Origin of the sequence: Mycobacterium sp. 360MFTsu5.1, from assembly GCF_000383495.1 — a bacterium.
GTDB lineage: Bacteria > Actinomycetota > Actinomycetes > Mycobacteriales > Mycobacteriaceae > Mycobacterium > Mycobacterium mucogenicum_B.
The window spans coordinates 86,929-112,282 of sequence record NZ_KB911467.1 but is presented as its reverse complement, the minus strand read 5'-3'; the positions used below and the strand labels follow the sequence as shown (position 1 = coordinate 112,282).

General features: G+C 69.4%; 20 protein-coding genes. 17 read left to right on the top strand and 3 right to left on the bottom strand.

The genetic code is table 11. The features are described 5' to 3' along the window. The first annotated feature begins 34 nt into the window (after positions 1–34). Positions 35–1,810, top strand: a complete 1,776-nt coding sequence (aspS, locus tag H289_RS0115375; RefSeq protein ID WP_177127399.1) for an aspartate--tRNA ligase — start codon at positions 35–37, stop codon at positions 1,808–1,810. Here aspS and H289_RS0115370 read toward each other — a convergent pair. After that, positions 1,775–4,324 (bottom strand): flavin-containing monooxygenase, encoded by a 2,550-nt coding sequence (locus H289_RS0115370; protein ID WP_020101691.1) that lies wholly within the window; start codon positions 4,322–4,324, stop codon positions 1,775–1,777. The two genes, aspS and H289_RS0115370, sit on opposite strands and share 36 nt — an antisense overlap. A gap of 78 nt (positions 4,325–4,402) precedes the next feature. On the opposite strand from H289_RS0115370, the gene H289_RS0115365 reads away from it, so the two are divergent. After that, positions 4,403–4,834: a nitroreductase family deazaflavin-dependent oxidoreductase gene (locus tag H289_RS0115365; RefSeq protein ID WP_020101690.1), complete on the top strand. Its 432-nt coding sequence runs from the start codon at positions 4,403–4,405 to the stop codon at positions 4,832–4,834. A 63-nt stretch (positions 4,835–4,897) separates the two neighbouring features. Here the strand turns inward: H289_RS0115365 and H289_RS0115360 are convergent, their stop codons facing one another. After that, positions 4,898–6,082, bottom strand: coding sequence for a thiolase family protein (locus H289_RS0115360; protein WP_020101689.1), 1,185 nt, complete (start codon positions 6,080–6,082; stop codon positions 4,898–4,900). A gap of 96 nt (positions 6,083–6,178) precedes the next feature. Here H289_RS0115360 and H289_RS0115355 point away from each other — a divergent pair, with 96 nt between their 5' ends. The 9 genes from H289_RS0115355 to H289_RS0115315 all read left to right on the top strand — a co-directional run bounded on the left by H289_RS0115355 (position 6,179) and on the right by H289_RS0115315 (position 18,114). Then, the gene (locus H289_RS0115355) at positions 6,179–6,655 is read left to right on the top strand and encodes a winged helix-turn-helix transcriptional regulator (RefSeq protein ID WP_029105280.1); all 477 of its coding nucleotides are present in this window, start codon (positions 6,179–6,181) and stop codon (positions 6,653–6,655) included. A gap of 9 nt (positions 6,656–6,664) precedes the next feature. Then, positions 6,665–7,576: a DUF389 domain-containing protein gene (locus tag H289_RS0115350; protein WP_020101687.1), complete on the top strand. Its 912-nt coding sequence runs from the start codon at positions 6,665–6,667 to the stop codon at positions 7,574–7,576. Between the two features lie 48 nt (positions 7,577–7,624). Next, positions 7,625–10,891, top strand: a complete 3,267-nt coding sequence (locus H289_RS0115345; RefSeq protein ID WP_020101686.1) for a transglutaminase family protein — start codon at positions 7,625–7,627, stop codon at positions 10,889–10,891. After that, positions 10,891–13,575 carry a circularly permuted type 2 ATP-grasp protein gene (locus tag H289_RS0115340; RefSeq protein ID WP_020101685.1) on the top strand — a complete coding sequence of 895 codons (2,685 nt, stop codon included), beginning with the start codon at positions 10,891–10,893 and terminating at the stop codon, positions 13,573–13,575. The genes H289_RS0115345 and H289_RS0115340 overlap by 1 nt, the downstream gene beginning before the upstream one ends. Beyond that, the gene (locus tag H289_RS0115335) at positions 13,572–14,468 is read left to right on the top strand and encodes a transglutaminase family protein (RefSeq protein WP_020101684.1); all 897 of its coding nucleotides are present in this window, start codon (positions 13,572–13,574) and stop codon (positions 14,466–14,468) included. Before H289_RS0115340 ends, H289_RS0115335 begins: the two co-directional genes overlap by 4 nt. After that, on the top strand, positions 14,461–15,510 hold the full coding sequence (locus H289_RS0115330; RefSeq protein WP_020101683.1) for a zinc-binding metallopeptidase family protein: 1,050 nt from the start codon (positions 14,461–14,463) through the stop codon (positions 15,508–15,510). The genes H289_RS0115335 and H289_RS0115330 overlap by 8 nt, the downstream gene beginning before the upstream one ends. Before the next feature lie 33 nt (positions 15,511–15,543). After that, on the top strand, positions 15,544–15,852 hold the full coding sequence (locus tag H289_RS0115325) for a DUF4333 domain-containing protein (RefSeq protein WP_020101682.1): 309 nt from the start codon (positions 15,544–15,546) through the stop codon (positions 15,850–15,852). Between the two features lie 68 nt (positions 15,853–15,920). Beyond that, positions 15,921–16,757 carry a DUF3097 domain-containing protein gene (locus H289_RS0115320; protein ID WP_020101681.1) on the top strand — a complete coding sequence of 279 codons (837 nt, stop codon included), beginning with the start codon at positions 15,921–15,923 and terminating at the stop codon, positions 16,755–16,757. 34 nt (positions 16,758–16,791) lie between these two features. Continuing rightward, on the top strand, positions 16,792–18,114 hold the full coding sequence (locus H289_RS0115315) for a replication-associated recombination protein A (protein WP_020101680.1): 1,323 nt from the start codon (positions 16,792–16,794) through the stop codon (positions 18,112–18,114). Here H289_RS0115315 and H289_RS0115310 read toward each other — a convergent pair. Beyond that, positions 18,111–18,728, bottom strand: a complete 618-nt coding sequence (locus H289_RS0115310; RefSeq protein ID WP_036420668.1) for a hypothetical protein — start codon at positions 18,726–18,728, stop codon at positions 18,111–18,113. The two genes, H289_RS0115315 and H289_RS0115310, sit on opposite strands and share 4 nt — an antisense overlap. A gap of 140 nt (positions 18,729–18,868) precedes the next feature. Between H289_RS0115310 and alaS the strand changes: the two genes are divergently transcribed. The 6 genes from alaS (at position 18,869) to H289_RS0115280 (ending at position 25,321) form a co-directional block, all read left to right on the top strand. Further along, positions 18,869–21,556, top strand: coding sequence for an alanine--tRNA ligase (gene alaS / locus H289_RS0115305; RefSeq protein ID WP_020101678.1), 2,688 nt, complete (start codon positions 18,869–18,871; stop codon positions 21,554–21,556). Positions 21,557–21,558: 2 nt separating this feature from the next. Beyond that, positions 21,559–22,068 (top strand): Holliday junction resolvase RuvX, encoded by a 510-nt coding sequence (gene ruvX / locus H289_RS0115300; RefSeq protein ID WP_029105276.1) that lies wholly within the window; start codon positions 21,559–21,561, stop codon positions 22,066–22,068. Between the two features lie 14 nt (positions 22,069–22,082). Beyond that, positions 22,083–23,357 (top strand): endolytic transglycosylase MltG, encoded by a 1,275-nt coding sequence (locus tag H289_RS0115295; protein ID WP_036420702.1) that lies wholly within the window; start codon positions 22,083–22,085, stop codon positions 23,355–23,357. Further along, a complete protein-coding gene (locus H289_RS0115290; RefSeq protein WP_020101675.1) occupies positions 23,354–24,130 on the top strand; it encodes a shikimate dehydrogenase in 777 nt (258 codons plus the stop codon). The genes H289_RS0115295 and H289_RS0115290 overlap by 4 nt, the downstream gene beginning before the upstream one ends. A gap of 268 nt (positions 24,131–24,398) precedes the next feature. Beyond that, positions 24,399–24,830 (top strand): prepilin peptidase, encoded by a 432-nt coding sequence (locus H289_RS0115285; RefSeq protein ID WP_029105274.1) that lies wholly within the window; start codon positions 24,399–24,401, stop codon positions 24,828–24,830. After that, positions 24,827–25,321, top strand: coding sequence for a GNAT family N-acetyltransferase (locus H289_RS0115280; protein WP_020101673.1), 495 nt, complete (start codon positions 24,827–24,829; stop codon positions 25,319–25,321). The genes H289_RS0115285 and H289_RS0115280 overlap by 4 nt, the downstream gene beginning before the upstream one ends. Positions 25,322–25,354: the final 33 nt, after the last annotated feature.

The window sequence follows — 25,354 nt, the reverse complement described above, 5'->3', positions numbered from 1 at the left end:
CTAGACTTAGCGGTCGATTCAGACGTCAGAGGAGATTTTCGTGTTGCGCAGCCACGCCGCCGGTTCGTTGCGGTCCACCGATGCCGGTCAGACGGTGACCCTCGCCGGATGGGTGGCGCGCCGGCGCGACCACGGCGGCGTCATCTTCATCGACCTGCGTGACGCCTCCGGGGTCTCCCAGGTGGTGTTCCGCGACGCCGCCGTTCTGGAGCAGGCCCACCGGCTGCGCGCCGAGTTCTGCGTCCTGGTCACGGGCATCGTCGAGGTGCGGCCGGAAGGCAACGCCAACAAGGACATCGCCACCGGTGACATCGAGGTCAACGCGACGACGCTCGAGGTGCTCTCCGAGAGCGCGCCGCTGCCGTTCCAGCTCGACGAGACCCCGGGCGAGGAAGCGCGCCTGAAGTACCGCTATCTGGACCTGCGCCGCGAAGGCCCGGGCAACGCAATCCGGTTGCGCTCCAAGGTCAACGCCGCGGCTCGTGCCGTGCTCGACAAGCACGACTTCGTCGAGATCGAGACGCCGACCATGACCCGGTCGACCCCCGAAGGCGCCCGCGACTTCGTGATCCCCGCGCGTCTGCAGCCGGGCTCGTTCTATGCACTGCCGCAGAGCCCACAGCTGTTCAAGCAGCTGCTCATGGTGGCGGGCATGGAGCGGTACTACCAGATCGCCCGCTGCTACCGCGATGAGGATTTCCGCGCCGACCGCCAGCCCGAGTTCACCCAGCTGGACCTCGAGATGAGCTTCGTCAACGCCGACGACGTGATCGGCGTGGCCGAAGAGGTGGTGGCGGCGCTGTGGAAGCTGATCGGCGTCGACCTGCCGCTGCCGCTGCCGCGCATCAGCTACGAGGAGGCCATGCGCCGCTTCGGTTCGGACAAGCCGGACCTGCGCTTCGCCGTCGAGCTCGTCGAGTGCACCGACTACTTCAAGGACACCCCGTTCCGGGTCTTCCAGGCGCCGTACGTGGGTGCGGTTGTCATGCCGGGCGGGGCGTCGCAGCCGCGACGCACGCTGGACGGCTGGCAGGAGTTCGCCAAGCAGCGCGGCCACAAGGGCCTGGCCTACGTGCTCGTCGGCGAGGACGGCGAGCTGGGTGGCCCGGTGGCCAAGAACCTCACCGACGCCGAGCGGGCCGGTCTGGCCGAGCACGTCGGCGCGAAGGTGGGGGACTGCATCTTCTTCGCGGCCGGCCCGGCCAAGGGCGCCCGCGCCTTGCTGGGCGCGACGCGCATCGAGATCGCCAAGCGCCTCGACCTGATCGATCCGAACGCGTGGGCGTTCACCTGGGTGGTCGACTGGCCGCTGTTCGAGTCCGCCGACGCCGCCACCGCATCGGGTGACGTCGCCGTCGGTTCGGGTGCCTGGACCGCGGTGCACCACGCGTTCACCGCGCCGCAGCCCGACTCGATCGCGACCTTCGACACCGATCCCGGCGCGGCCATGGCCGACGCCTACGACATCGTGTGCAACGGCAACGAGATCGGCGGCGGCTCGATCCGTATCCACCGTCGCGATGTCCAGGAGCGGGTGTTCGCGATGATGGGCATCGACGAGGCCGAGGCGCAGGACAAGTTCGGATTCCTGTTGGATGCCTTCACCTTTGGCGCGCCGCCCCACGGCGGCCTGGCCTTCGGCTGGGACCGCATCACCGCGCTGCTGGCCGGGGTCGACTCCATCCGCGACGTCATCGCGTTCCCGAAGTCGGGCGGCGGCGTCGACCCGTTGACCGACGCCCCGGCGCCCATCACCGCGCAGCAGCGCAAGGAGTCAGGGATCGACTTCAAGCCTGAGAAAAGCGCGTAAGGCTTCGGCCATCTGCGCCCGGATCGGCGCGCCGGACACGACGAGGTCGACCATCGTCGTCGACAGGTGCGTGTGGCCGCGGGCCTGGACGTGCTCGGTGGGCACGCCGGCCGCGGCCAGCGCGGCGGCGTAGGCGTTGCCTTCGTCGCGCAGCGGGTCGAACTCGCAGGTCACCACCATCGCCGGTGGTAGGCCGGCCAGGTTGCCGCGCAACGGTGACCGCCGCGGATCGTCGGCGGGACCGTCGTACAGCTCGGCGAACCACTGCATGAGCGGTGTGGTGAGCCCGTAGCCATCGGCGTTCTCCTCGTACGACGGGTACGGCTGCGCGTCGGTCACCGGCGTCAGCAGGAGCTGGCCGCTGAGGTGTGGGCCGCCGTGGTCGCGCGCCCATTGGCACACGGCCGCGGCGATGTTCCCGCCGGCGCTCCACCCGGCCACCGCGAGCCGGTCGGGGAGCCCGCCGAGGGCTGCGGCATTGGCGGCCGCCCACCGCAGCGCGGCGATGCCGTCATCGATGGCCGCGGGGAACGGGTGTTCCGGGGCGTGCCGGTAGTTCATCGACAAGACGAGCGCATCGGCCCGCACGCACAGATCGCGGCACAGCGGGTCGTCGGATGCCGCGTCACCCAGTACCCAGCCGCCGCCGTGGAAGTAGACGACCACCGGGTGCGGCCGCGGCGTCGCGGGCCGGTACAGCCGGAAGTCGAGTTCGCCTGCGGCACCCGGGAATCGGCCGTCGACAATCTCACCGACGTCCGGGCCCGGCGGCCGGGCGGCATTCGCCTCGACCATGGCGGCGCGTGCCACGTCGACCGGAAGTGATTCCAGTGGAGGCGGATTCATCGCCGCCACCATGTCCAGCACCATCTGAACGTCGGGTTGCAGCCGCCGTACCACACCGTCATGACACTGCGAACCTGCCGGCCCGGTCAGCTCGAACCCGAGGTAGTCCCGTCCGACGACGTCGGCGCAGGCGGCGGCGTAGAAGTCGACACCCGCGGCGTAGGGCATGAAGACCCGGGTCTTGCCGGGGATGTTGGCGCCGACGTACCACGAATTGGCTTGCGGGAACATGGTGATGGCGCCGGCGTCGGCGACGTGCTGCATCCAGCCGGCTTCGGCGGTCGGCGTCGGTTCGATGGTGTCGAAGCCGTGTTCACGCAGATATGCCACCGTCTCGGCGACGAGTTCGACGTGCTGCTCGATGGACACCGCCATGTTGGACAGCACCGACGGACTGCCCGGTCCGGTGATCAGGAACAGGTTCGGGAACCCGGTGGTGGTGAGACCGAGATAGGTCGACGGGCCTTGCGCCCATTTGGTTTTCAGTGTGAGTCCGTCGCGCCCGACGATGTCGATGGCCGTCACCGCACCGGTGATGGCGTCGAATCCGGTCGCGAACACCAGCGCGTCGAAGTCGAACGATTCGCCCACGGTCTCGACGCCGCTTTCGGTGACGCCGACCAATGGCTGCGTTCGTAGATCGACCAGCCGTACGTGTGGCTGGTTGAACGTGGCGTAGTAGTCGGTGTCGAGGCACAGCCGTTTCGCGCCGACCGGATAATCATTGGGACACAACAGTTCCGCGATCTGCGGATCATGGACCGCGCTGCGGATTTTGTCACGGACGAAATCGGCGAACGACGCGTTGGCGGCCGGGTTGCTCATCAGGTCCGAGAACATGTTGAGCGTTTCGAGGAGCTCGCCGATCTGCCAGGCGCGCTCGTACCGCTGCTGGCGATAGGCCTCGGGCACCGCGAACGTCGGAATCAGCGTGCGCTCCTGCGGCACCCCGCCGAACGACGCCCGCGCCGCCGCCCGGTAGGCGGGCTCGTCGGCCAGCGCGGCCTGCTTCTCCGCCGACACCGGCCCGTTGTGCGCCGGAATCGAAAAACACGGCGTGCGCTGGAAGACGGTCAGCTGCGCGGCCTGCGCGGCGATCAGCGGAATCGACTGGATGCCCGACGACCCCGTACCGATCACCCCGACGCGTTTGCCGGTGAAGTCGACGGGTTCGTGCGGCCAGCGGTTGGTGTAAAACGTCTCACCCGTGAAGGTTTCGATGCCCTTGATGTCGGGCTCCTTGGGGATCGACAGGCAGCCGGTGGCCAGCACCAGATGCCGGCACACGACGTCGTCGCCCCGGTCGGTGCGCACGCGCCACGTGCCGTCGGCCCAGTGCGCGCTGGTGACCCGGGTACCGAACGTGATGTCGCGGCGCAGATCGAACTTGCCGGCGACGTGGTTCAGGTACCGCAGGATTTCCGGCTGGGTTGCGTACTTCTCCGACCATTGCCAGTCGCGGTGCCAGTCCGGGTCGAAGCTGAACATGTAGTCGAGGCTGGGGATGTCGACGCGCGCGCCAGGGTAGCGGTTCCAGTACCAGGTGCCGCCGATGTCGTCGGCCGCTTCGAAGACGCTCACCGAGAAGCCGCGCTCGCGCAATTTGTGGATCAGGTACAGGCCGGCGAACCCGGCCCCGACTACGACGGCGTCGACTTCGGACGTCATTGGCACCTCCGTCAATTCCCACGCAAGTATCGCGCCGCGACGGGAACATTTGGGCCGGTTCGCGAGGTTGGGTCAGGCATGACCGAATTCACGGATGCCGCGTCCTTCCATGCCTTCAACGCCGCGATCGTCGACGAGTTCCGCGCCAACGGCGGCAAGGTCGGAGGCCAGTTCGAGGGTGGCAATCTGCTGCTGTTGCACACCACGGGCGCCAAGTCGGGTCAGCCGCGCATGTCGCCGCTGGCGTACCTGCCGGTCGACGGCAAGATCCTCATCGTCGGCTCGAAGGCGGGCGCCCCGACCCACCCGGACTGGGTCCACAATCTGCGGGCCAACCCGAATGCTCATATCGAGATCGGGACGGACGCTTACGACGTCGTCGCCCGCGAACTGCCCGATGACGAGCGCGAGGCCACGTATCCGCTCATCACGGCCGTGGCCCCCGTCTTCGCGGACTACCAGGCGAAGACGTCGCGCGTCATCCCGCTGTTCGAGCTCGTACGCGCCTGAGCGTGGCCGCAGCCCCGGCAGGACAGGGGGACGGACTGCCGGGGCTGCGTCATTCAGGAGGTCTTACAGCCGCTCGATGATGGTGGCGTTCGCCATGCCGCCGCCTTCGCACATCACCTGCAGGCCGTAGCGTCCGCCGCGCTGGTCGAGTGCATTGACCAGCGTGCTCATGATGCGGGCGCCGCTGGCACCGAGCGGGTGGCCGATGGCGATGGCGCCGCCGTTGACGTTGGTCTTGGCGAGGTCGGCTCCGGTGTCGGCCGCCCAGGCCAGTACGACGGGCGCGAACGCCTCGTTCACCTCGAACAGGTCGATGTCGGACAGCGACAGGCCGGACCGGGCCAGCACCTTCTCGGTTGCCGGGATGACACCGGTCAGCATGTACAGCGGATCCGATCCGACCGCGGTCATGGTGTGGATGCGGGCCAGCGGCGTGAGCCCGTGGCTGCGGGCGAAGGCGCCACTGGTGATCATGACCGCCGCGCTGCCGTCGGACAGCGGCGACGAGTTGCCGGGCGTGATCTCCCAACGGATTTGGGGGAAGCGCGCGGCGTAGGCGTCGCTGTAGAACGCGGGCTTCAGCCCGGACAGGGTCTCGACAGAGGTGCCCGGCCGGATGATCTCGTCGGCGGCCAGGCCGGCCACCGGCACGAGTTCGTTGTCGAACAGCCCGTCCTTGGCGGCGCGGGCCGCCTTCTCGTGGCTGGCCGCGGAGAACTCGTCGAGCTGGGTGCGGGAGAAGTTCCAGCGCGCCGCGATCAGTTCGGCGCTGATGCCCTGGGGGACAAGGCCGTCGGGATAGCGTTCGGCCAGGCCCACCCCGAACGGGTTGCTGCCCGGCAGGACGGCGGCGCCCATCGGCACGCGGGACATCGACTCGACGCCCGCTGCGATCACCGCGTCGTACGACCCGGCCAGCACACCCTGCGCGGCGAACGAGATGGCCTGCTGCGAACTGCCGCACTGGCGGTCGACGGTGGTGCCGGGCACGCTCTCGGGAAAACCGGCGCCCAGCAAGGCGTTTCGGGCCACATTTGCTGCTTGATCACCGGCTTGCGTGACGGCGCCGGCGATGACGTCGTCCACCAGGACCGGGTCGACGCCCGTGCGTTCCACCACGGACCGCAGGCTGTGGGCGAGCAGGTCGGCGGGAAGGACGTCGTGCAGCGCGCCGTTCGCCTTGCCCTTGCCGACCGGCGTGCGTACCGCCGCGACGATCACGGCATCGCGGTCTGTGTATCCCGACATGAGAATCCTCCTGTAACTCCACGCTGAGTACTGCTTCCTATACCCAGATCTAACACCTGGGTATGGCAAGAGCAACCCAGCGGTAGAGTGATCCGCATGACAGCGCTACAGGGTGTGCTCGCCGAACGCGACAACTGGTCGGCGGTCGGCCAGTGCGCCATCGAGAAGACGATGTCGTTGGTCGGCACCAAATCGGCCATGCTGCTCATGCGTGAGGCCTACTACGGCACAACGCGTTTCGACGACTTCGCCAGACGGGTCGGCATCACCAAGGCGGCCACGTCGGCGCGGCTCGCCGAACTGGTGGAGGCCGGCCTGCTGACCAAACAGCCCTACCAGGAGCCGGGTCAGCGCAGCCGCGACGAGTACGTGCTGACGCAGGCGGGCACGGACTTCATGCCGGTGGTGTGGGCGATGTTCGAGTGGGGCCGGAAACACCTGGGCGACACCGGCCTGCGCCTGACCCACCTGGGCTGCGGCGCCGACGCCACCGTCGAGATCCGGTGTGCGGAGGGACACGAGGTGCCGCCGGACGAGCTCGGGATGAAGCTGGCGCGCCGCCGCGGTCGGTAATCTTCGGCCGTGCTGCATCTACGCGTGATCACCCCGCCGGAACTCGCCGATTCGGTACTCGAGCTCTACCGGCACCACGGCGGCATCGCCAACGTGGTGGCCCACCCGGGCGCGGCGATCGATCCGCGCGGCGACGTGATCACCGCCGACATCGCCCGCGACGCCGCCGACGGACTGATCCGCGGGCTGCGGGCGCTCGGCATCGACCAGGACGGCGCCATCACGATGGAGGTGCTCGACACCGTGCTGTCGACGGCCGCCTACCGCGCCGAGGACGAGATCGACGGTGACGGCGAAGACGCGGTGGTCTGGGACGAACTGGTGCTGCGCACCCGCGAGCAGAGCAGCCTCGGCATCTCCTACATGGCGTTCCTGTGCATCGCGTGTCTGCTGGCCGCCGTCGGCGTGCTGACCGATTCGGCGATCACCGTCGTCGGCGCCATGGTCGTCGGCCCCGAGTTCGGGCCGCTGGCCGCACTGGCGGTGGCGGTGGTGCGGCGCAAGGGCTATCTGGCGAAGCGCGCGGCGCTGGCCCTGCTCGTCGGCTTCCCGGCGGCGATGCTCGTCACAGCGGTGGCCACGCTCGCCTTCGAGGCACTGGGCTGGGTGGCGTTGCGCAGCATCCACGAACTGCAGAACGTCGACTTCATCTTCCAGGTCGGGCCGTTCTCATTCGTGGTGGCACTGTTGGCCGGTGCCGCCGGGATGCTGTCCCTGGTGACATCGAAATCGGCTGCGCTGGTTGGGGTCTTCATCTCGGTGACGACGGTCCCCGCGGCCGGGATGTCGGTGGTCGCGGCCACCACGCGCGACTGGGATGTGGCCCTGGCCTCGGCGGGACAGCTGGCCGTCAACATGGTCGGCATCGTGGCGGCGGGGGTGCTGGTCCTGGCCGGGTACAACAGGGCCCGCCGCCGCTAGTTTTCTCCACTCTGCGACCTACCCGTTCTTGTGGTGGGATCGATCGCTATGGCAATCAAGGTGGCGCTGGAGCACCGGACCAGCTACACGTTCGACCGGCTGGTCAAGGTGTACCCGCACGTGGTTCGGCTGCGCCCCGCACCACACTCGCGCACGCCGATCGAGGCTTACTCGCTGCAGGTCGAGCCCGCCGACCACTTCATCAACTGGCAGCAGGACGCCTTCGGTAACTTCGTGGGCCGCTTGGTCTTTCCGAACCGCGCCACCAAGTTGAGCATCACCGTCGGACTGATCGCCGACCTCAAGGTCATCAACCCGTTCGACTTCTTCATCGAGGAATGGGCCGAAACCGTCCCGTTCGCGTACCCGGACAACCTGCTCGAAGACCTCAAGCCCTACCTGCGCCCCGTCGACGACGCCGACGACCTGACGGCGGACTGGGTGCGGAACTTCGACGTGGTGCCGGGCACCGGCACCATCGACTTCCTGGTGGCGCTGAACCGGGCGGTCAATGCCGACGTCGGGTACAGCGTCCGTCTCGAACCCGGCGTCCAGGCGCCGGACTACACCCTGCGCACCGGCATCGGCTCCTGCCGGGACTCCGCCTGGCTGCTGGTCGCGATCCTGCGGAAGATGGGCTTCGCGGCGCGCTTCGTGTCCGGTTATCTCGTGCAGCTGAGCGCCGACATCGAAGCATTGGACGGGCCGTCGGGTCCCGCTGCCGACTTCACCGACCTGCACGCCTGGACCGAGGTGTACATCCCGGGCGCCGGCTGGGTCGGCCTCGACGCGACCTCGGGCCTGCTGGCCGGGGAAGGCCACATCCCGCTGTCGGCGACGCCGCACCCCGAATCGGCGGCCCCGATCACCGGTGCCGTCGAACCGTGCGAATCCACCCTCGACTTCGTCAACGTGGTGACGCGGATTCACGAAGACCCGCGCGTCACCCTGCCGTACACCGAGCAGGCGTGGGAGTCGATCCAGGCTCTCGGTGCCGTCATCGACGAGCGGATGACCGAGTGCGACGTACGGCTGACCGTTGGCGGCGAACCCACCTTCGTCTCGATCGACAACCAGACCGACGAGGAATGGACCACGGCCGCCGACGGACCGCACAAGCGCACGCTCGCCTCCGCCCTCACCGCCCAGCTGAAAGCCGCCTGGGCGCCGGACGGGCTGGTGCAGCGCAGCCAGGGCAAGTGGTATCCGGGCGAGCCGTTGCCGCGCTGGCAGATCGGTCTGATGTGGCGCACCGACGGAACGCCGCTGTGGACCGATGCGGCGCTGCTGGCCGATCCGTGGTCCGGTGAATCCCCGGCGGTCGCGCCGGATGCGGCACAGCGGTTGCTCACCGAGATCGCCGACGGGCTCGGCCTGCCGGACAGCCAGGTGCGTCCGGCCTACGAGGACGCCCTCGCCCGGTTGGCCGATGCCGTCCGCCGGCCCGACGGGGACCCGGTCACCGACGATCTGGCGGACGACGGTGCCGCACAGCGGAAAGCCCTGGCGGACAGGCTCGATGCCGCGGTCACCGAACCCGCGGCCCACGTCCTGCCGCTGCACCGCAGCGACGACGACACCGGGTGGGTCTCCGCCGACTGGAAACTGCGCCGCGGGCGATTGGTGCTCATCGGCGGCGATTCGCCTGCGGGCCTGCGATTGCCGCTGAACTCGATCAGCTGGCAGCCGCCGCGACCGGTGCCCGACACCGACCCGCTTGCGCCCGAGCGCGCTGACACCCCCGCCAGGCCGGCGACCGTCGTCAGCGCCGACGGCGCACCTCCCACCGCCCTGGTCGCCGAGGTGCGCGACGGTCTGCTGTACGTATTCCTGCCGCCCACAACGGCATTCGACGACTTCGCCGATCTGGTCAGCCGCATCGAGAAGGCCGCCGCGAACATCGGCGTCCCCGTCGTGATCGAGGGCTACGGACCGCCGCCGGACGCCCGGCTCCAGCAGATGACCGTCACACCCGACCCCGGCGTCATCGAGGTCAACGTGGCGCCGACGGCCGGCTTCGCCGAGCAGGCCGCACAACTGGAGACCTTGTACGAGGCGGCCCGGCAGGCCCGGCTCGGCACGGAGTCCTTCGATGTCGACGGCACCCACGGCGGCACGGGCGGTGGCAACCACATCACCCTCGGCGGCGTCACGCCCGCCGACTCACCGCTGCTGCGCCGGCCCGACCTGCTGGTGTCGATGCTGACGTACTGGCAACGGCATCCGGCGCTGTCATACCTGTTCTCCGGCCGGTTCGTCGGGACGACGTCGCAGGCCCCGCGCGTCGACGAGGGGCGCCTCGAGGCGCTGTACGAGCTGGAGATCGCGTTCGCCGAGATCGACCGCGTGGCGGAGGGCGCTCCGTGGGCGATCGACCGCGCGCTGCGCCACCTCCTCACCGACATCACCGGCAACACGCACCGCGCCGAGTTCTGCATCGACAAGCTCTACAGCCCCGACAGTGCCCGCGGCCGACTCGGCCTGCTGGAGCTGCGCGGGTTCGAGATGCCGCCGCATTTCCAGATGGCCATGGTGCAGTCGCTGCTGGTGCGGTCGCTGGTCGCGTGGTTCTGGGACGAGCCGCTGCGGGCCCCGCTGATCCGCCACGGGGAGAACCTGCACGGCCGATACCTGTTGCCGCACTTCATCATTCAAGACATCGCCGAGGTCGCTGCCGACCTGCGGGCGCACGGCATCGCATTCGACACCAGTTGGCTGGACCCGTTCACCGAGTTCCGCTTTCCCCGGATCGGCAGCGTCATCCTGGACGGCGCCGAGTTGGAGCTGCGCGGCGCCATCGAGCCGTGGAACACCCTGGGCGAGGAGTCCACCGGCACCGGCACCGCCCGCTACGTCGACTCCTCGGTGGAGCGGCTGCAGGTCCGGCTCATCGGCGCCGACCGGAACCGGTACCTCGTCACCGTGAACGGCCATCCCATCCCGCTGCTGGCGACCGACTCACCCGACGTCCAGGTCGGCGGCGTGCGGTACCGGGCCTGGCAACCACCGAGCGCGCTGCATCCCACGATCACCGTCGACGGGCCGCTGCGGTTCGAACTCGTCGATGGATTCACCGGCTTTTCGAAAGGCGGCTGTACCTACCACGTCTCGCATCCCGGCGGCCGTGCATACGACACCCCGCCGGTCAACGCCGTCGAGGCCGAGTCGCGCCGGGGCCGCCGTTTCGAGGCCATCGGCTTCACCCCGGGCGCGGTCGATCTGGCCGATCTCCGGGAGAAGCGGGCCCGTCAATCCACCGATGGCGGAGCGTCGGGCATCCTCGATCTGCGCCGGGTGCGTACCGTTCTGCGGTAATGGTTCTCCGTACACACAGATCCCAAGAGCTGGCCGAGGAGGCGGCGCCCGTCGGCGACCCACTGGCCGGGTACCGGGCCGACCGGGCCCAGGAGCCGTTGTTCGACGTCCGCGAGGTGGCCGGCGCCGGTTACGACGAACTGGTCGATGACGCGGGCGCGGTCCGGCCGGCCTGGCAGGAGCTGACCGACTGCGTCCGCGACCGTGGCCGGACCGGCCTGGACCAGCTCCGTGGTGTCGTTCGCGAGCTCGTCGACAACGACGGCATCAGCTACGTGCAGGTCGACCGGGACGGCACGACCGTCACCGATGTCGACGGCACGCCGGTGGTCGACACCTGGCAGCTCGACGCCCTGCCCCTGGTGCTGTCCGCGGCGGACTGGCGCACCCTCGAATCCGGACTGGTACAGCGCTCCCGGCTGCTCGACGCGGTGCTCACCGACCTGTACGGGGCGCGCCGCGCCATCACCTCCGGGGTGCTGCCGCCCGAGTTGCTGTACGCCCATCCCGGTTACGTCCGCGCGGCCCGCGGCATCACGGTGCCGGGTCGCCACCAGCTGTTCCTGCACGGCTGCGACGTCAGCCGTCACCGCGACGGTGGCTTCGCGGTGAACGCGGACTGGACGCAGGCGCCCTCGGGCGCCGGGTACGCGCTCGCCGACCGGCGGGTCGTCGCGCACGCGGTGCCCGAGCTGTACGAGAAGGTGGCGCCGCGCCCGGCGTCGCCCTGGGCGCAGGCCCTGCGGCTGGCGCTCATCGACGCGGCGCCGGAAGCCGCGCGCGAACCGGTGGTCGTCGTGCTCAGCCCCGGCAGCCACTCCGAGACCGCCTTCGACCAGGCCTACCTGGCCGGTGTGTTGGGCTTCCCACTGGTGGAGAGCGCCGACCTCGTGGTGCGCGACGGCAACCTCTTGATGCGCTCGCTCGGCACCCTCAAGCGGGTCGACGTCGTACTGCGCCGCGTGGACGCCGAGTATGCCGATCCGCTGGACCTGCGGCCGGACTCCCGGCTCGGCGTGGTCGGACTCGTCGAGGTGCTGCGGCGCGGGGCGGTGACGGTGGTGAACACGCTGGGCAGCGGCATCCTCGAAAGCCCAGGCATCACCCGATTCCTGCCGGAGTTGGCCGAGCTGCTCACCGGGGAGACCCCGGAACTGCCGAGCGCCCGATGTTTCTGGGGCGGAATCGACGCCGAGCGCTCGCATCTGTTGACCAAACTGTCCACCCTGCTGATCAGGCCGGTGACGGGCGGCCCGGCGATCGTCGGTCCCGCCCTGTCCACCACCCAGCGGGCCGAGCTGGCGGCCCGCATCGACGCCGCCCCGTGGCAATGGATGGGCCAGGAACTGCCCGAGTTCTCCACGGCCCCGATGGACCTGCTCCCCAGCGGATTGTCCGCGGGCAGCGTCGGGATGCGGCTGTTCACCGTCGCCCAGCGCGGGGGTTACGCGCCGATGATCGGCGGGCTGGGTTACATCCTGGCGCGGGGGCACGCCGCCTACGGCATGGAAACCGTTGCGGCCAAGGATGTCTGGGTGCGATCGCCCGACCGGGCCGCGGTCGTGCAGGCGCAGCCGGTCGAGCTGCCGGCCATGACGCCGAGCCCGACCCGCGCGGTGAGCTCGCCGCGTGTGCTCTCCGACCTGTTCTGGCTGGGCCGGTACGCCGAACGTGCCGAGTTCACCGCCCGGCTGCTCACCGTCACCCGCGAGCGCTACCACGAATTCCGTTACCGGCGGGACCTCGGCGGCAGTGACTGCGTGCCGGTACTGCTGACCGCACTGGGCCGGATCACCGGCACCGACACCGGTGCCGACGGCGACTACGCCGAACAGCTGGCCATCACGCCGACGACGTTGTGGGCGCTCACCGCCGACCGGCACCGGCCGGGTTCGCTGGCGCAATCCGTCGAACGGCTGGGGCTGGCCGCGCGCGCGGTCCGCGACCAGATGTCGAACGACACCTGGATGGTGCTGGCCGCCGTCGAACGTGCGGTGCTGCAGCCGTCAGACCGCGCCCGGCAGCGCCAGGGCACGGCGCTGTCGCCGCCGGATTCGAAGACCAAGGGGGAGGCGTACCTGTCCACCGCCCCCAGCCAGACCCTGGCCGGGATGCTGGCACTGTCCGGTGTGGCGGCCGAGTCCATGGTGCGCGACGTCGGCTGGACGATGATGGACATCGGCAAGCGCATCGAGCGTGGTCTGGGCCTGACCGCACTGCTGCGGGCCACCCTCACCACCGCCCACAGCGCCGAGACCGAACGGACCGTCAGCGAGTCCGTGCTCGTGGTGTGTGAGTCGGCGGTGATGTACCGCAGGCGCATGCTGGGACAGGTGAGCGTGGCGGCCATCGCCGACCTCGTGCTGTTCGACGAGGAGAACCCGCGGTCGCTGGCCTTCCAGTTCGAGCGTCTGCGCGCCGACCTGCGGGCCCTGCCGTCGTCGACGGGGTCGACCCGCCCGGAACGGATGATCGACGAGATCGCCGCCCGACTGCGACGTCAGGACCCCGCCGACCTCGAGCACGTCACCGGCGAAGGGCAGCGCGACGAACTCGCCGAGCTGCTCGACGGTATGCACGCCGATCTGCGGGAGTTGTCCGAGCTGATCCGGGCCACGCATCTGGCCCTCCCGAGTGGCATGCAGCCGCTGTGGGGTCCCGACGAACGGCGGCAGATGCCATGACCCGCGAGTACCAGATCACCCATCGCACGCGGTATCGCTACTCCGACGTCGTCACCAGCTCGTACGGCCGCGGGTTCCTCACCCCGCGCGACAGCGGTCAGCAGCGCTGCCAGTCGTATCGGCTCAACATCGACCCCGAACCCGCCGACCGCTCCACGAGCCGGGACGCCTACGGCAACATCAGCTCGTATTTCCATGTGACACAACCCCATCGCGAACTCGTCGTGACGGGGCGCAGTATCGTGGAGGTCGATCCGCCGCCCGCCGAGTGGTACGGGGCAGGAGCCGCGCTGGCACCGTGGGAGCAGTCTCGGCCGTCCGGGCCGGACGGTGCGCTGGCCGCCGAATTCGTGCTGGATCTGCAATCCGCGGAGATCACCGACGAGGTGCGGGATTACGCCGCACCGAGTTTCGTGCCCGGCCGGCCGCTGATCGAGGTGCTGCGCGACCTCAACTCGCGCATCTTCGCCGACTTCACCTACCGGTCCGGGTCGACGACGGTGTCCACCCGGGTCGCGGAGGTCCTGACAGCCCGCGAAGGAGTGTGCCAGGACTTCGCCCGCCTGGCCATCGCCTGCCTGCGTGCGAACGGCCTTGCCGCCAGCTATGTGTCGGGATATCTGGCCACCGACCCGCCGCCGGGCAAGGAACGTATGGTGGGGATTGACGCCACCCATGCCTGGGCGTCGGTGTGGACGCCGGAGAACAACTGGCTGGGGCTGGACCCGACCAACGACCAGATGGTGGACGAACGCTACATCGTGGTGGGGTTCGGCCGTGACTACGCCGACGTGCCGCCGCTGCGGGGCATCATCTACACCGACTCCGAGAGCAGCATCATCGACGTCTCCGTCGATGTCGCACCTATTGCGGGAGGCCCACTGCATGCGTGATTTCAACTGCCCGAACTGCGGTCAGCGGTTGGCGTTCGACAACTCGGTGTGCCTGGGCTGCGGTAGCGCCCTGGGCTTCTCGCTGGACGACATGGCGCTGCTGGTGATCGCCCCACCGGACGGTAACGGCGACAACGATCATGCCGGTGCGGTCGCCTCGACCGACTACCAGCTGTGCGCGAATCTGCATCTGGCCGAATGCAATTGGCTGGTGCGGATCGAGCCGGTGCGGCAGCTGTGCCCATCATGCGCGTTGACCCGGACCCGGCCCGCCGACGACGACACCAAAGCCATGGCGAACTTCGCCGCCGCCGAGCAGGCCAAGCGCCGGCTGATCGTCGAACTGGCGGAGCTGGGCCTGCCGATCATCGGCCGCGACCGCGACCCGGAGCAGGGCCTCGCTTTCGATCTGCTGTCCAGCGAGCATCACCAGGTCTTCACCGGCCATGAGGACGGTGTCATCACCCTGGATCTCGCCGAAGGCGACGACGTGCACCGCGAACAGCTGCGGATCGCCATGGCCGAGCCGTACCGGACGCTGCTGGGCCACTTCCGCCATGAGATCGGGCACTACTACTTCTATCGCCTGATTCAGCCGTCGCCCGAGGCCGTCGCGGACTTCACCGCCCTGTTCGGGGACCCCGACGCCGACTATCAGGCCGCGCTGGACCGGCACTACCGCGACGGTGCGCCCGCCGGCTGGGAACAGCAGTACGTGTCGTCCTACGCCACCATGCATCCGGCGGAGGACTGGGCCGAGACGTTCGCGCACTACCTGCACATCCGGGACACTCTCGACACCGCGGCAGCCTTCGGTTTCGCGCCCGCGGGCGCCACCTTCGAGCGGCGGGTGCTGGGCCCCAGCGGTTTTGACACGCTCATCGAGCTCTGGCTGCCGCTGGCCTGGGCGTTGAACATGGTCAACCGGTCGATGGGCAAAGAGGATCTGTACCCGTTCGTGCTGCCGGCCGCGGTCCTCGAGAAGATGCGGTTCATCCATACGGCCGTGGACGAGGTCAATGCCTCCCGCGCGGCGCGTTGACGCGGCCCACGGCGATAGAGCACGATCGCGCCCATGATTCGCGTACGGGTGGGGGCAGCGGTGCTACTGGGTCTGGTGGCCCTTTCACCGGCCGGGTGTAGCTCGAAAACCACGGTCAAGGCGGATGACGCCGCCAAGCAGGTCGTCAAGCTGGTCTCGGATCAGAACAAGTTCACCCCCACCGACGTGAAGTGTCCGTCCGACGTGGAGGCCACCAAGGGTGCCCAGTTCGACTGCCATTTCACCGGGCCGCGCAAGGTCCAGTACGTCGCGCACATGAAGATCGTGAAGGTCGACGGTGAGCGCATCACCTGTGACATCAAGGTCGAGAAGGCCCCGTAACCGGTCTGTGACGAAAACACGGGTGGCGCAACCGGATCTGGCTCGCGATCGTTCCTAGGATCGGTGCCGTGAGCGACCGATACGGATCCGATGTACTGGCCCGCAACCCGAACGCCAGGAAGCGTTCGACCGAGCAAGCCGCCGAGAAGGGGCTCGTGGTCGAGTGCGCCACGACCGGCTTCGTGGGCGCCGTGGTCTCGGTCGAGTACGGCCGCATGGTCCTCGAGGACTTCGACGGCTACCGCAAGCCGTTCCCCATCGGCCCCGGCTATCTGATCGACGGCAACCCCGTCATCCTCACCGCACCCAAGCGCACCGCGCCGGCCGCGCCCACCCGCACGGCCTCGGGTTCGGTTGCCGTGCAAGGACATCGGGCCCGCACCGCGCTGGCCAGCCGCATCTACGTGGAAGGCCGCCACGACGCCGAACTGGTCGAGCAGGTGTGGGGACACGACCTGCGGGTCGAGGGCGTGGTCGTCGAGTACCTCGGCGGTGTCGACGACCTGGCCGCCATCGTCCGCGAGTTCCAGCCCGGGCCGGGCCGCCGGCTCGGCGTCCTCGTCGACCACCTGGTGTCGGGCTCGAAGGAGGCGCGCATCGCCGAGCAGGTGCGGCGCGGTCCGGGAGGCGAGCACACGCTGGTGGTGGGCCACCCGTTCATCGACATCTGGGAGGCCGTCAAACCCGCCCGCATCGGGCGTGAGGCGTGGCCCGTCATCCCGCGCGGTATCGAGTGGAAGCACGGCGTCTGCGAGGCGCTCGGCTGGCCGCACGCCGACCAGGCCGACATCGCCCAGGCATGGCAGCGCATCCGCGGCCGCGTGCGGGACTGGAACGACCTTGAACCCGCGCTGATCGGGCGGGTCGAGGAACTCATCGACTTCGTGACCGCACCTGCCGACTGAATCGCCGGTCGGTGCGGCGTGGTAAGCCTGAGGCGTGTCTGACGGGTTGTTCGACGTAGGGGGCGGCGATGAGCCGGCGTCCGGCTCCGTCGTGGCCGCACCCCTGGCGGTGCGGATGCGCCCGGCCGGCCTCGACGAGGTCGTCGGCCAGGACCACCTGCTCAAGCCGGGTTCGCCGCTGCGCCGCCTGGTCGAGGGCTCGGGCGCGGCCAGCGTCATCCTCTACGGGCCGCCCGGCACCGGCAAGACCACCCTGGCGTCGCTGATCTCGGGGGCCACCGGCCGCCGGTTCGAGGCGCTGTCGGCGCTGTCGGCCGGCGTCAAGGACGTGCGCGCGGTGATCGACGAGGCCCGGCGCAGCGCCATCCACGGCCGTCAGACCGTGCTGTTCATCGACGAGGTGCACCGGTTCTCCAAGACGCAGCAGGATGCCCTGCTGGCCGCCGTGGAGAACCGGGTGGTGTTGCTCGTGGCGGCGACCACGGAGAACCCGTCGTTCTCGGTGGTCGCGCCGCTGCTGTCGCGGTCGCTGATCCTGCAGCTGCAACCGCTGACGGCCGACGCCGTGCGGACCGTCGTGCAGCGCGCGATCACCGATCCGCGCGGCCTGGGCGGTGCCGTCGAGGTAGACGACGACGCCGTCGCGCTGCTCGTGACGCTGTCGGCGGGCGATGCCCGGCGGGCGCTGACGGCGCTGGAGGTCGCCGCCGAAGCCGGCGAACGCGTGACGGTCGAGGTCATCGAACAGTCGCTCGACAAGGCCGCCGTGCGCTACGACCGCGACGGTGACCAGCACTACGACGTCGTCAGCGCGTTCATCAAATCGGTGCGCGGCTCGGACGTCGACGCGGCACTGCACTACCTGGCCCGGATGCTGACCGCGGGGGAGGACCCGCGGTTCATCGCGCGCCGGCTGATGATCCTGGCCAGCGAGGACATCGGCATCGCCGACCCGACCGCGCTGCCGACGGCGGTGGCCGCCGCGCAGACCGTGCAGCTCATCGGGCTACCGGAGGCCCAGCTGACCCTGGCCCACGCGACGGTGCACCTGGCGACGGCGCCGAAATCCAACGCGGTGACCGTCGCCCTCGGGGCGGCGATGGCCGACATCAGGGCCGGCAAGGCCGGCATGGTGCCCGCGCATCTGCGAGACGGGCACTACGCCGGCGCCGCCGCGCTCGGCCACGCGCAGGGCTACAAGTACGCGCACGACCACCCGGGTGGTGTTGCGGCGCAACAGTATCCACCCGATGAGCTGGTCGGGGTCGACTACTACCGGCCCACGGCGTACGGGGCCGAACGCGAGATCGGCGGCCGGCTGGAGAAGCTGCGCGCCATCATCCGGCGCAAGCGCTAGACCAGTTCGGGCACTCGCAGGTGGGCGATGGCGAGATCGAAGGCGCAATCGTCGATCTCCGACGCCCCGGCGGCCTGCACCGATTCGACCTTCAACGCCGTGGCCTGCTCCCAGTAGTCCTCCATCAGTTCGCGGGTGCGGAAGGACGCCGACGACACCGCACGGCCCGAGCCGCGGTCGACGAGCAGGCTGGCGCTGCAGAACCCCGGCAGATGCTCGATCTGCCGCAGCACGGTGTCGCGGTAGTAGTCGATGCCGGCCTCCATGAGATCCGGCGGCACGGTGAGCCAGGTCGCCCGCACACACGCGCCGTTGCCGCGCTCGCGGTGCAGAACGGCGATCTCCCACTCCTCGACCAGTGGGGCGCCGCCGCCGAAGCGTTCGGCGGCCAGATTGCGGAGCCGGCGGCCCTCGCCGGCGCTGTAATGCAGGGCGTCCTCGGACTCCCATGCGCTGGTGGCGATGCACCGGCCGGTTGCCCGGTCGACCATCAGGGACAGGCCGACAGAACCGGGAAGTTCCTGCAGCACAGGCATGACCTCGTCGCGGATATAGGCGACGCCGGCATCGATCTGATCAGGGCTCGCCATCATCGTGGTAGAACGTGCGAACACGGTCCACCCCCTCTTTATTCAGGGCGGCGCTCCGGTGGCGCCACCGGATAGAGACAACTGTCCGCCGCGGCGGCGCTGGGCACAAGGCCGACCGGTACTGTTATTCGGGCAACTACCCGGTCGATGAAGGACATCAGCACGTGCAGACACACGAGATCAGGAAACGATTCCTCGATCATTTCGTGAAAGCGGGCCACACCGAGGTGCCGAGCGCATCGGTGATCCTGGACGATCCGAACCTGTTGTTCGTCAACGCCGGCATGGTCCAGTTCGTGCCGTACTTCCTGGGCGACCGCACCCCGCCGTATGACAAGGCGACGAGCGTCCAGAAGTGCATCCGCACGCCGGACATCGACGAGGTCGGCATCACGACCCGGCACAACACGTTCTTCCAGATGGCCGGCAACTTCTCGTTCGGCGACTACTTCAAGCGCGGCGCCATCGCGCTCGCCTGGGACCTGCTGACCAACCCGGTGTCCGAGGGTGGCTACGGCTTCGATCCCGAAAGGCTCTGGGCCACCGTCTATCTCGATGACGACGAGGCCATCGGGCTCTGGGAGGAGATCGCCGGCCTGCCGCCGGAGCGCATCCAGCGCCGCGGCAAGGCCGACAACTACTGGTCCATGGGCATTCCGGGACCCTGCGGTCCGTGTTCGGAGATCTACTACGACCGCGGCCCCGAGTACGGCATCGACGGTGGCCCCGAGGCCAACGAGGACCGCTACATCGAGATCTGGAACCTCGTGTTCATGGAGAACGAGCGCGGCGAGGGCACCAGCAAGACCGACTTCGAAATCCTCGGCCCGCTGCCGCGCCAGAACATCGACACCGGCATGGGTGTCGAGCGCATCGCGTGCCTGCTGCAGGGCGTCGACAACGTCTACGAGACCGACCTGGTCCGTCCCGTCATCGACATGGTCGCCTCGGTGGCGCCGCGGCACTACGGCGCGGGCAACCACGCCGACGATGTGCGCTACCGCGTCATCGCCGACCACAGCCGCACCGCCGCGATCATCATCGGCGACGGCGTCACCCCGGGTAACGAAGGCCGCGGCTACGTGCTGCGCCGCCTGCTGCGCCGCATCATCCGCGCCGCCAAGCTGCTCGGTGTCGAGCAGCCGATCATGTCCGACCTGATGGCCACCGTGCGCGACACGATGGGTCCGTCGTACCCGGAGCTGGTCACCGACTTCGAGCGCATCAACCGCATCGCGGTCGCCGAGGAGACCGCCTTCAACCGCACCCTCGCTTCGGGTTCGCGGCTGTTCGAGGACGCCGCGGCCGCCACGAAGGCCGCCGGCAAGACCGTCGTCTCCGGTACTGACGCCTTCACGCTGCACGACACCTACGGTTTCCCCGTCGAGCTGACGCTGGAGATGGCGGCCGAAGCCGGCCTGACCGTCGACGAAGAGGGCTTCCGCGGCCTGATGGCCGAGCAGCGCGCCCGCGCCAAGGCCGACGCCGCCGCCCGCAAGCACGCGCACGCCGACCTGTCGGCCTACCGCGACCTGGTCGACGCCGGTCCCACCGAGTTCACCGGTTTCGACGAATTGACTTCCGAGGCAAGGATTCTCGGCATCTTCGTCGACGGCAAGCGGGTGCCGGTGGTGACGCACGGCACCGAGGGCTCGGACCGTGTCGAGCTGGTGCTGGACCGGACGCCGCTGTACGCCGAGTCCGGTGGCCAGATCGCCGACACCGGAACGATCACCGGCACCGGTTCCTCGGCCACCGCCAAGGCCGCGGTCACCGATGTGCAGAAGATCGCCAAGTCGCTGTGGGTGCACACCATCAACGTCGAGTCCGGTGAGTTCGTCGAGGGCGACACCGTGACCGCCGCGGTCGATCCCACGTGGCGCCGCGGCGCCACCCAGGGCCACTCGGGTACCCACATGGTGCACGCTGCGCTGCGACAGGTGTTGGGCCCCAACGCTGTTCAGGCCGGCTCGCTGAACCGTCCGGGCTACCTGCGGTTCGACTTCAACTACCAGGGCGCACTCAGTGACGAGCAGCGCACGCAGGTCGAGGAAGTCACCAACGAGGCCGTGCAGGCCGACTTCGAGGTGCACACCTTCAACGAGAAGCTCGAGAAGGCCAAGGCGATGGGCGCCATGGCGATGTTCGGCGAGTCCTACCCGGACGAGGTCCGCGTCGTCGAGATCGGCGGACCGTTCTCCATGGAGCTGTGCGGTGGTACGCACGTCCAGCGCTCGGCGCAGATCGGCCCCGTCACCATCCTCGGCGAGTCGTCGGTGGGTTCGGGTGTGCGTCGCGTCGAGGCCTACGTCGGTCTGGACTCGTTCCGGCACCTGGCCAAGGAACGCGCGCTGATGGCCGGTCTGGCCGCGTCGCTGAAGGTGCCGTCGGAAGAGGTGCCTGCCCGCGTGGCCACCCTGGTGGACAAGCTCAAGGCCGCCGAGAAGGAACTCGACAAGGTCCGGCTGGCCGGCGCCAAGGCCGCTGCCGCCAACGCCGCGGCCGGTGCCGAGGTCATCGGCAAGGTCCGCGTCGTCGCACAGCGGATGGCCGGCGGCATCTCCGGTGGTGACCTGCGCACCCTGGTCGGTGACATCAAGGGCAAGCTCGGCTCGGAGCCGGCGGTGATCGCGCTGATCGCCGACTCGGGTGAGTCGGTGCCGTACGTGGTGGCCGTCAACGCCGCCGCGCAGGACCTCGGGTTCAAGGCCAACGAACTGGTGCAGCAGCTGGGCACCGCGGTCGGTGGCCGTGGTGGTGGAAAGGCCGATCTGGCACAGGGTTCCGGTAAGGGGGCAGCGGGTATCGACGCGGGTCTGGCCGCGCTACGCGCTGAACTGGGCCGGAGCTAGCTTTGGCCGATACCGACCGCATGCCCGACCGCCCCGGGGCCGACGACCCTGGTCGCGGCCGCCGGCTCGGCATCGACGTCGGCACGGTGCGGATCGGTGTCGCGGTGTGTGACCCCGACGGCATCCTCGCGACGCCGCTCGAGACGGTGCGTCGTGACAAGACCGACAAGCACCTGGGCCGGCTCGTGAAGCTGGCCGGTGAGCAGGAGGCGGTCGAGATCGTCGTCGGGTTGCCGCGCACACTGAAGGACCGGGCGAGCAGCTCGGCGCGGGACGCGATCGCGGTGGCCGACGCCCTGGCGGTGCGGGTGGCTCCGACTCCGGTACGGATGGCCGACGAACGGCTGACGACGGTCACCGCGCAGCGCTCGCTGCGGGAGGCCGGGGTGCGTGCGAAGGGGCAACGTCAGATGATCGATCAGGTGGCCGCCGTCGGCATCCTGCAGAACTGGCTGGACATGCGCCGTTCGGTGCTGGCCGCCCGCGAGCGGTCCGAGGAGGCCGATCTGTGACGCCGGCCGAGGACATGCGCCCCGACGCCCCGGGGGATGACGACGAGTGGGGCAGCAGCACCCGCATCAAGCCCGAGTCGGTGGGCCGGCCCCGCCGGGGCATGAGCCGGGCCGAGCGGGTCCGCGCCGAGCGCAACCGCAAGCGCCGCCGGCGCCGCAGCATGGTGGCGCTGACGGTGTTCATCGTCGTCGTGGTCAGCGCGGTGTTCCTCGGGTCCCGGCTGTGGCACGGCATCTTCGGGTCGGGCAACGACTACTCCGGTGACGGTGGCAGCGACCTCGTCGTCGAGGTGCACAACGGTGACTCGACCACCGCGATCGGGCAGACCCTGTTCGATCACGGCGTCGTGGCGAACGTGAAGACGTTCGTCCTGGCCGCCGAGGGCAACAAGGCGATGACCGAGATTCAGCCGGGCTTCTACAAGCTGCGGACCGAGATCTCGGCCGCCAACGCGGTGTCCAGGCTCACCGAGAAGAACAATCGGGTCGGCCGCCTGGTGATCCCGGAAGGCCGCCAGCTCGACGACACCACCGACGTCAAGACCAACAAGATCAATCAGGGCATCTTCAGCCTGATCTCAGCGGCCTCCTGCGTCGACCTGGACGGCAAGCGCAAGTGCGTGTCGGCCGACGAGCTGAAGAAGGCCGCCGGTGCCGCCGATGTCTCGGCGTTGCTGGTGCCCAGCTGGGCGGCGGGGCCGGTGAAGGCGCTGGGCGCCGATCACCGCAGGCTCGAGGGGCTCATCGCGCCCGGCACCTGGAACGTCGACCCGGCCGGTACCCCGACGTCGATCCTGTCGGGTCTGATCAGCGCGAGCAGCCGCCAGTACGAACAGGGCGGGCTGCTCGACGCCGGCGCCGCCGCCAACCTGAACCCGTACCAGATCCTGATCGTGGCGTCGCTGGTGCAGCGGGAGTCCAACCCGCAGGACTTCGCCAAGGTGGCCCGCGTCATCTACAACCGGCTGGCAACCCCCGACCACCGCCGGCTGCAGTTCGACTCGACGGTGAACTACCCGCTGGACCGGCAGGAAGTGGCCACCACCGACGCCGACCGCGAGCAGCCGACCCCCTGGAACACCTATGTGCGCGAAGGACTTCCGGTCACGCCGATCTGTTCGCCCGGCCAGCCCGCCGTCGTCGCGGCGCAGGACCCGGCGCCGGGGGACTGGCTGTACTTCGTGACCATCGACCTGCAGGGCACGACGGTGTTCACCCGCGACTACCAGCAGCACCTCGCCAGCATCGAGCTCGCCAAACGCAACGGCGTGCTCGACAGTGCCCGATGAGGGCTGCGGTCCTGGGCTCGCCGATCGCGCATTCGCGGTCGCCGCAGCTGCATCTGGCGGCCTACCGGGAGCTCGGGCTGACCGACTGGACCTACGACCGCATCGAGTGCACCGCGGAGCAATTGCCGGCTCTGGTGGGCGGTTTCGGCCCGGAATGGGTCGGCGTCTCGGTCACGATGCCCGGCAAGTTCGCGGCGCTGCGGTTCGCCACCGAACGCACGGCCCGCGCTGAGCTGGTCGGTTCGGCCAACACCCTGGTGCGGATCGACGGCGGCTGGCGGGCCGACAACACCGACGTCGACGGTGTCGCCGGCGCACTGGGTGAGGTGTCGGGCACCGCAGCGGTGCTGGGCTCCGGTGGCACCGCGCCGGCGGCCGTCGTGGCCTTGGCCGAACTCGGTGTGCGGGACCTGGCGATCGTCGCCCGCAATGCCGACAAGGCCGCGTCGTTGGTGGCGTTGGGGGAACGGCTGGGCGTCGCGAGCCGGTGGGTCGCGCTCGGCGAACCGCTCAATTCCCTTGGCGTGGTGGTCAACACGCTGCCCGCCGCCGTTGCCGGCGAGTTCTCCGGGACCGTCGCCGACACGGCCGTGCTGCTCGACGCCATCTACGACCCGTGGCCGACGCCGCTGGCCGCCGCGGTTGCCGCGGCCGGTGGCCGGGTGGTCAGCGGCCTGCAGATGCTGCTGAACCAGGCCTACGCGCAGGTGGAGCAATTCACCGGGATGCCCGCGCCCCGCGAGGTGATGGCGGCGGCGCTGGCTGCGAGCTGAGCGTAGGGGCGCATGCTGGGCACTCGACAAGCAATCGGCTCATGAGCGTTGACCCTGCGCTGACGGCCACAAAGGTCGAGTAGCGACGACCCTGGGTGCAGGGTGAACGCGAGGTCGGCATTGACTCCGCGGCTATGGCGTAAAAGTCCGAGTAGATGGTGCCCTCGTGTGAGGGTCAACGCGTGTTTGGCTGTGGTGGTGGTTGAGCCTGCAGCTGTGGCGCAATCTTGTGTCAGGACGCCCTGCACAACGCCCTTAGCCTCGAAAGATGGGGGCGGGCTTGGCTATTGGTTTGTGGATGATCGCGCTGTGTGCCTATGACCTACGCGAGCGACGGCTACCGAACTGGCTCACGCTGCCCGGCGCTGCGGTGATTCTGCTCGCGGCTGTCATCCTCGGCCGCGGACTCCCCGCGTTGGCTGGCGCGGCTGCGCTGTGCGCGCTCTACCTGCTGATCCATCTCGTGAGCCCCGACGCGATGGGTGGGGGCGACGTCAAACTCGCCCTCGGGCTGGGCGCACTGACCGGGATGTGCGGCGCCGACGTGTGGGTGCTCGCCGCGATCGGGGCGCCGCTGCTGACCGCGGGATACGCGGTGCTGGTCCTGCTTCGACGCAACGGGCGGACCGTGCCGCACGGCCCGTCGATGTGCCTGGCGAGCGCCGCGGCCGTCGCGCTAGGTACCTTTGCCTCACCATGACCACCCGCACCGCCACCACCGCTGACCTGCCCGCCATTGCCGACATCTACGCGCATTACGTGTTGAACAGCGTGGCGTCGTTCGAGCTGGAGTCGCCCGCGGCCGAGGAGTGGCAGGCGCGGTTCGCCAGGGTCTTCGCCGCCGGACTGCCGTTCCTGGTCGTCGAGCGCGAAGGCAAGGTCGCGGGGTACGCGTACTGCCTGCCCTGGAAATCCCGGCCGGCCTATCAGGGCACGGTGGAGGACTCGATCTACCTGGCGCCGTGGGCCACCGGACAGGGCGCCGGCAAGGAACTGCTCGGCGCACTGCTGGACGCTGCCCGCGCCGCCGGCGTGCGTGAGGTCATCGCGGTGATCGCCGACAGCGGCGACCCGTCGTCCATCGCGCTGCACAAGAAGCTGGGTTTCGACGAGGCCGGCCGACTGCGGCAGGTCGGGCACAAGCACGGCCGTGACATCGACACCGTGCTGCTGCAATGCAGCCTGGGCTGACGGATTTCAGCCGGTAAACCCCCTCATGGGACA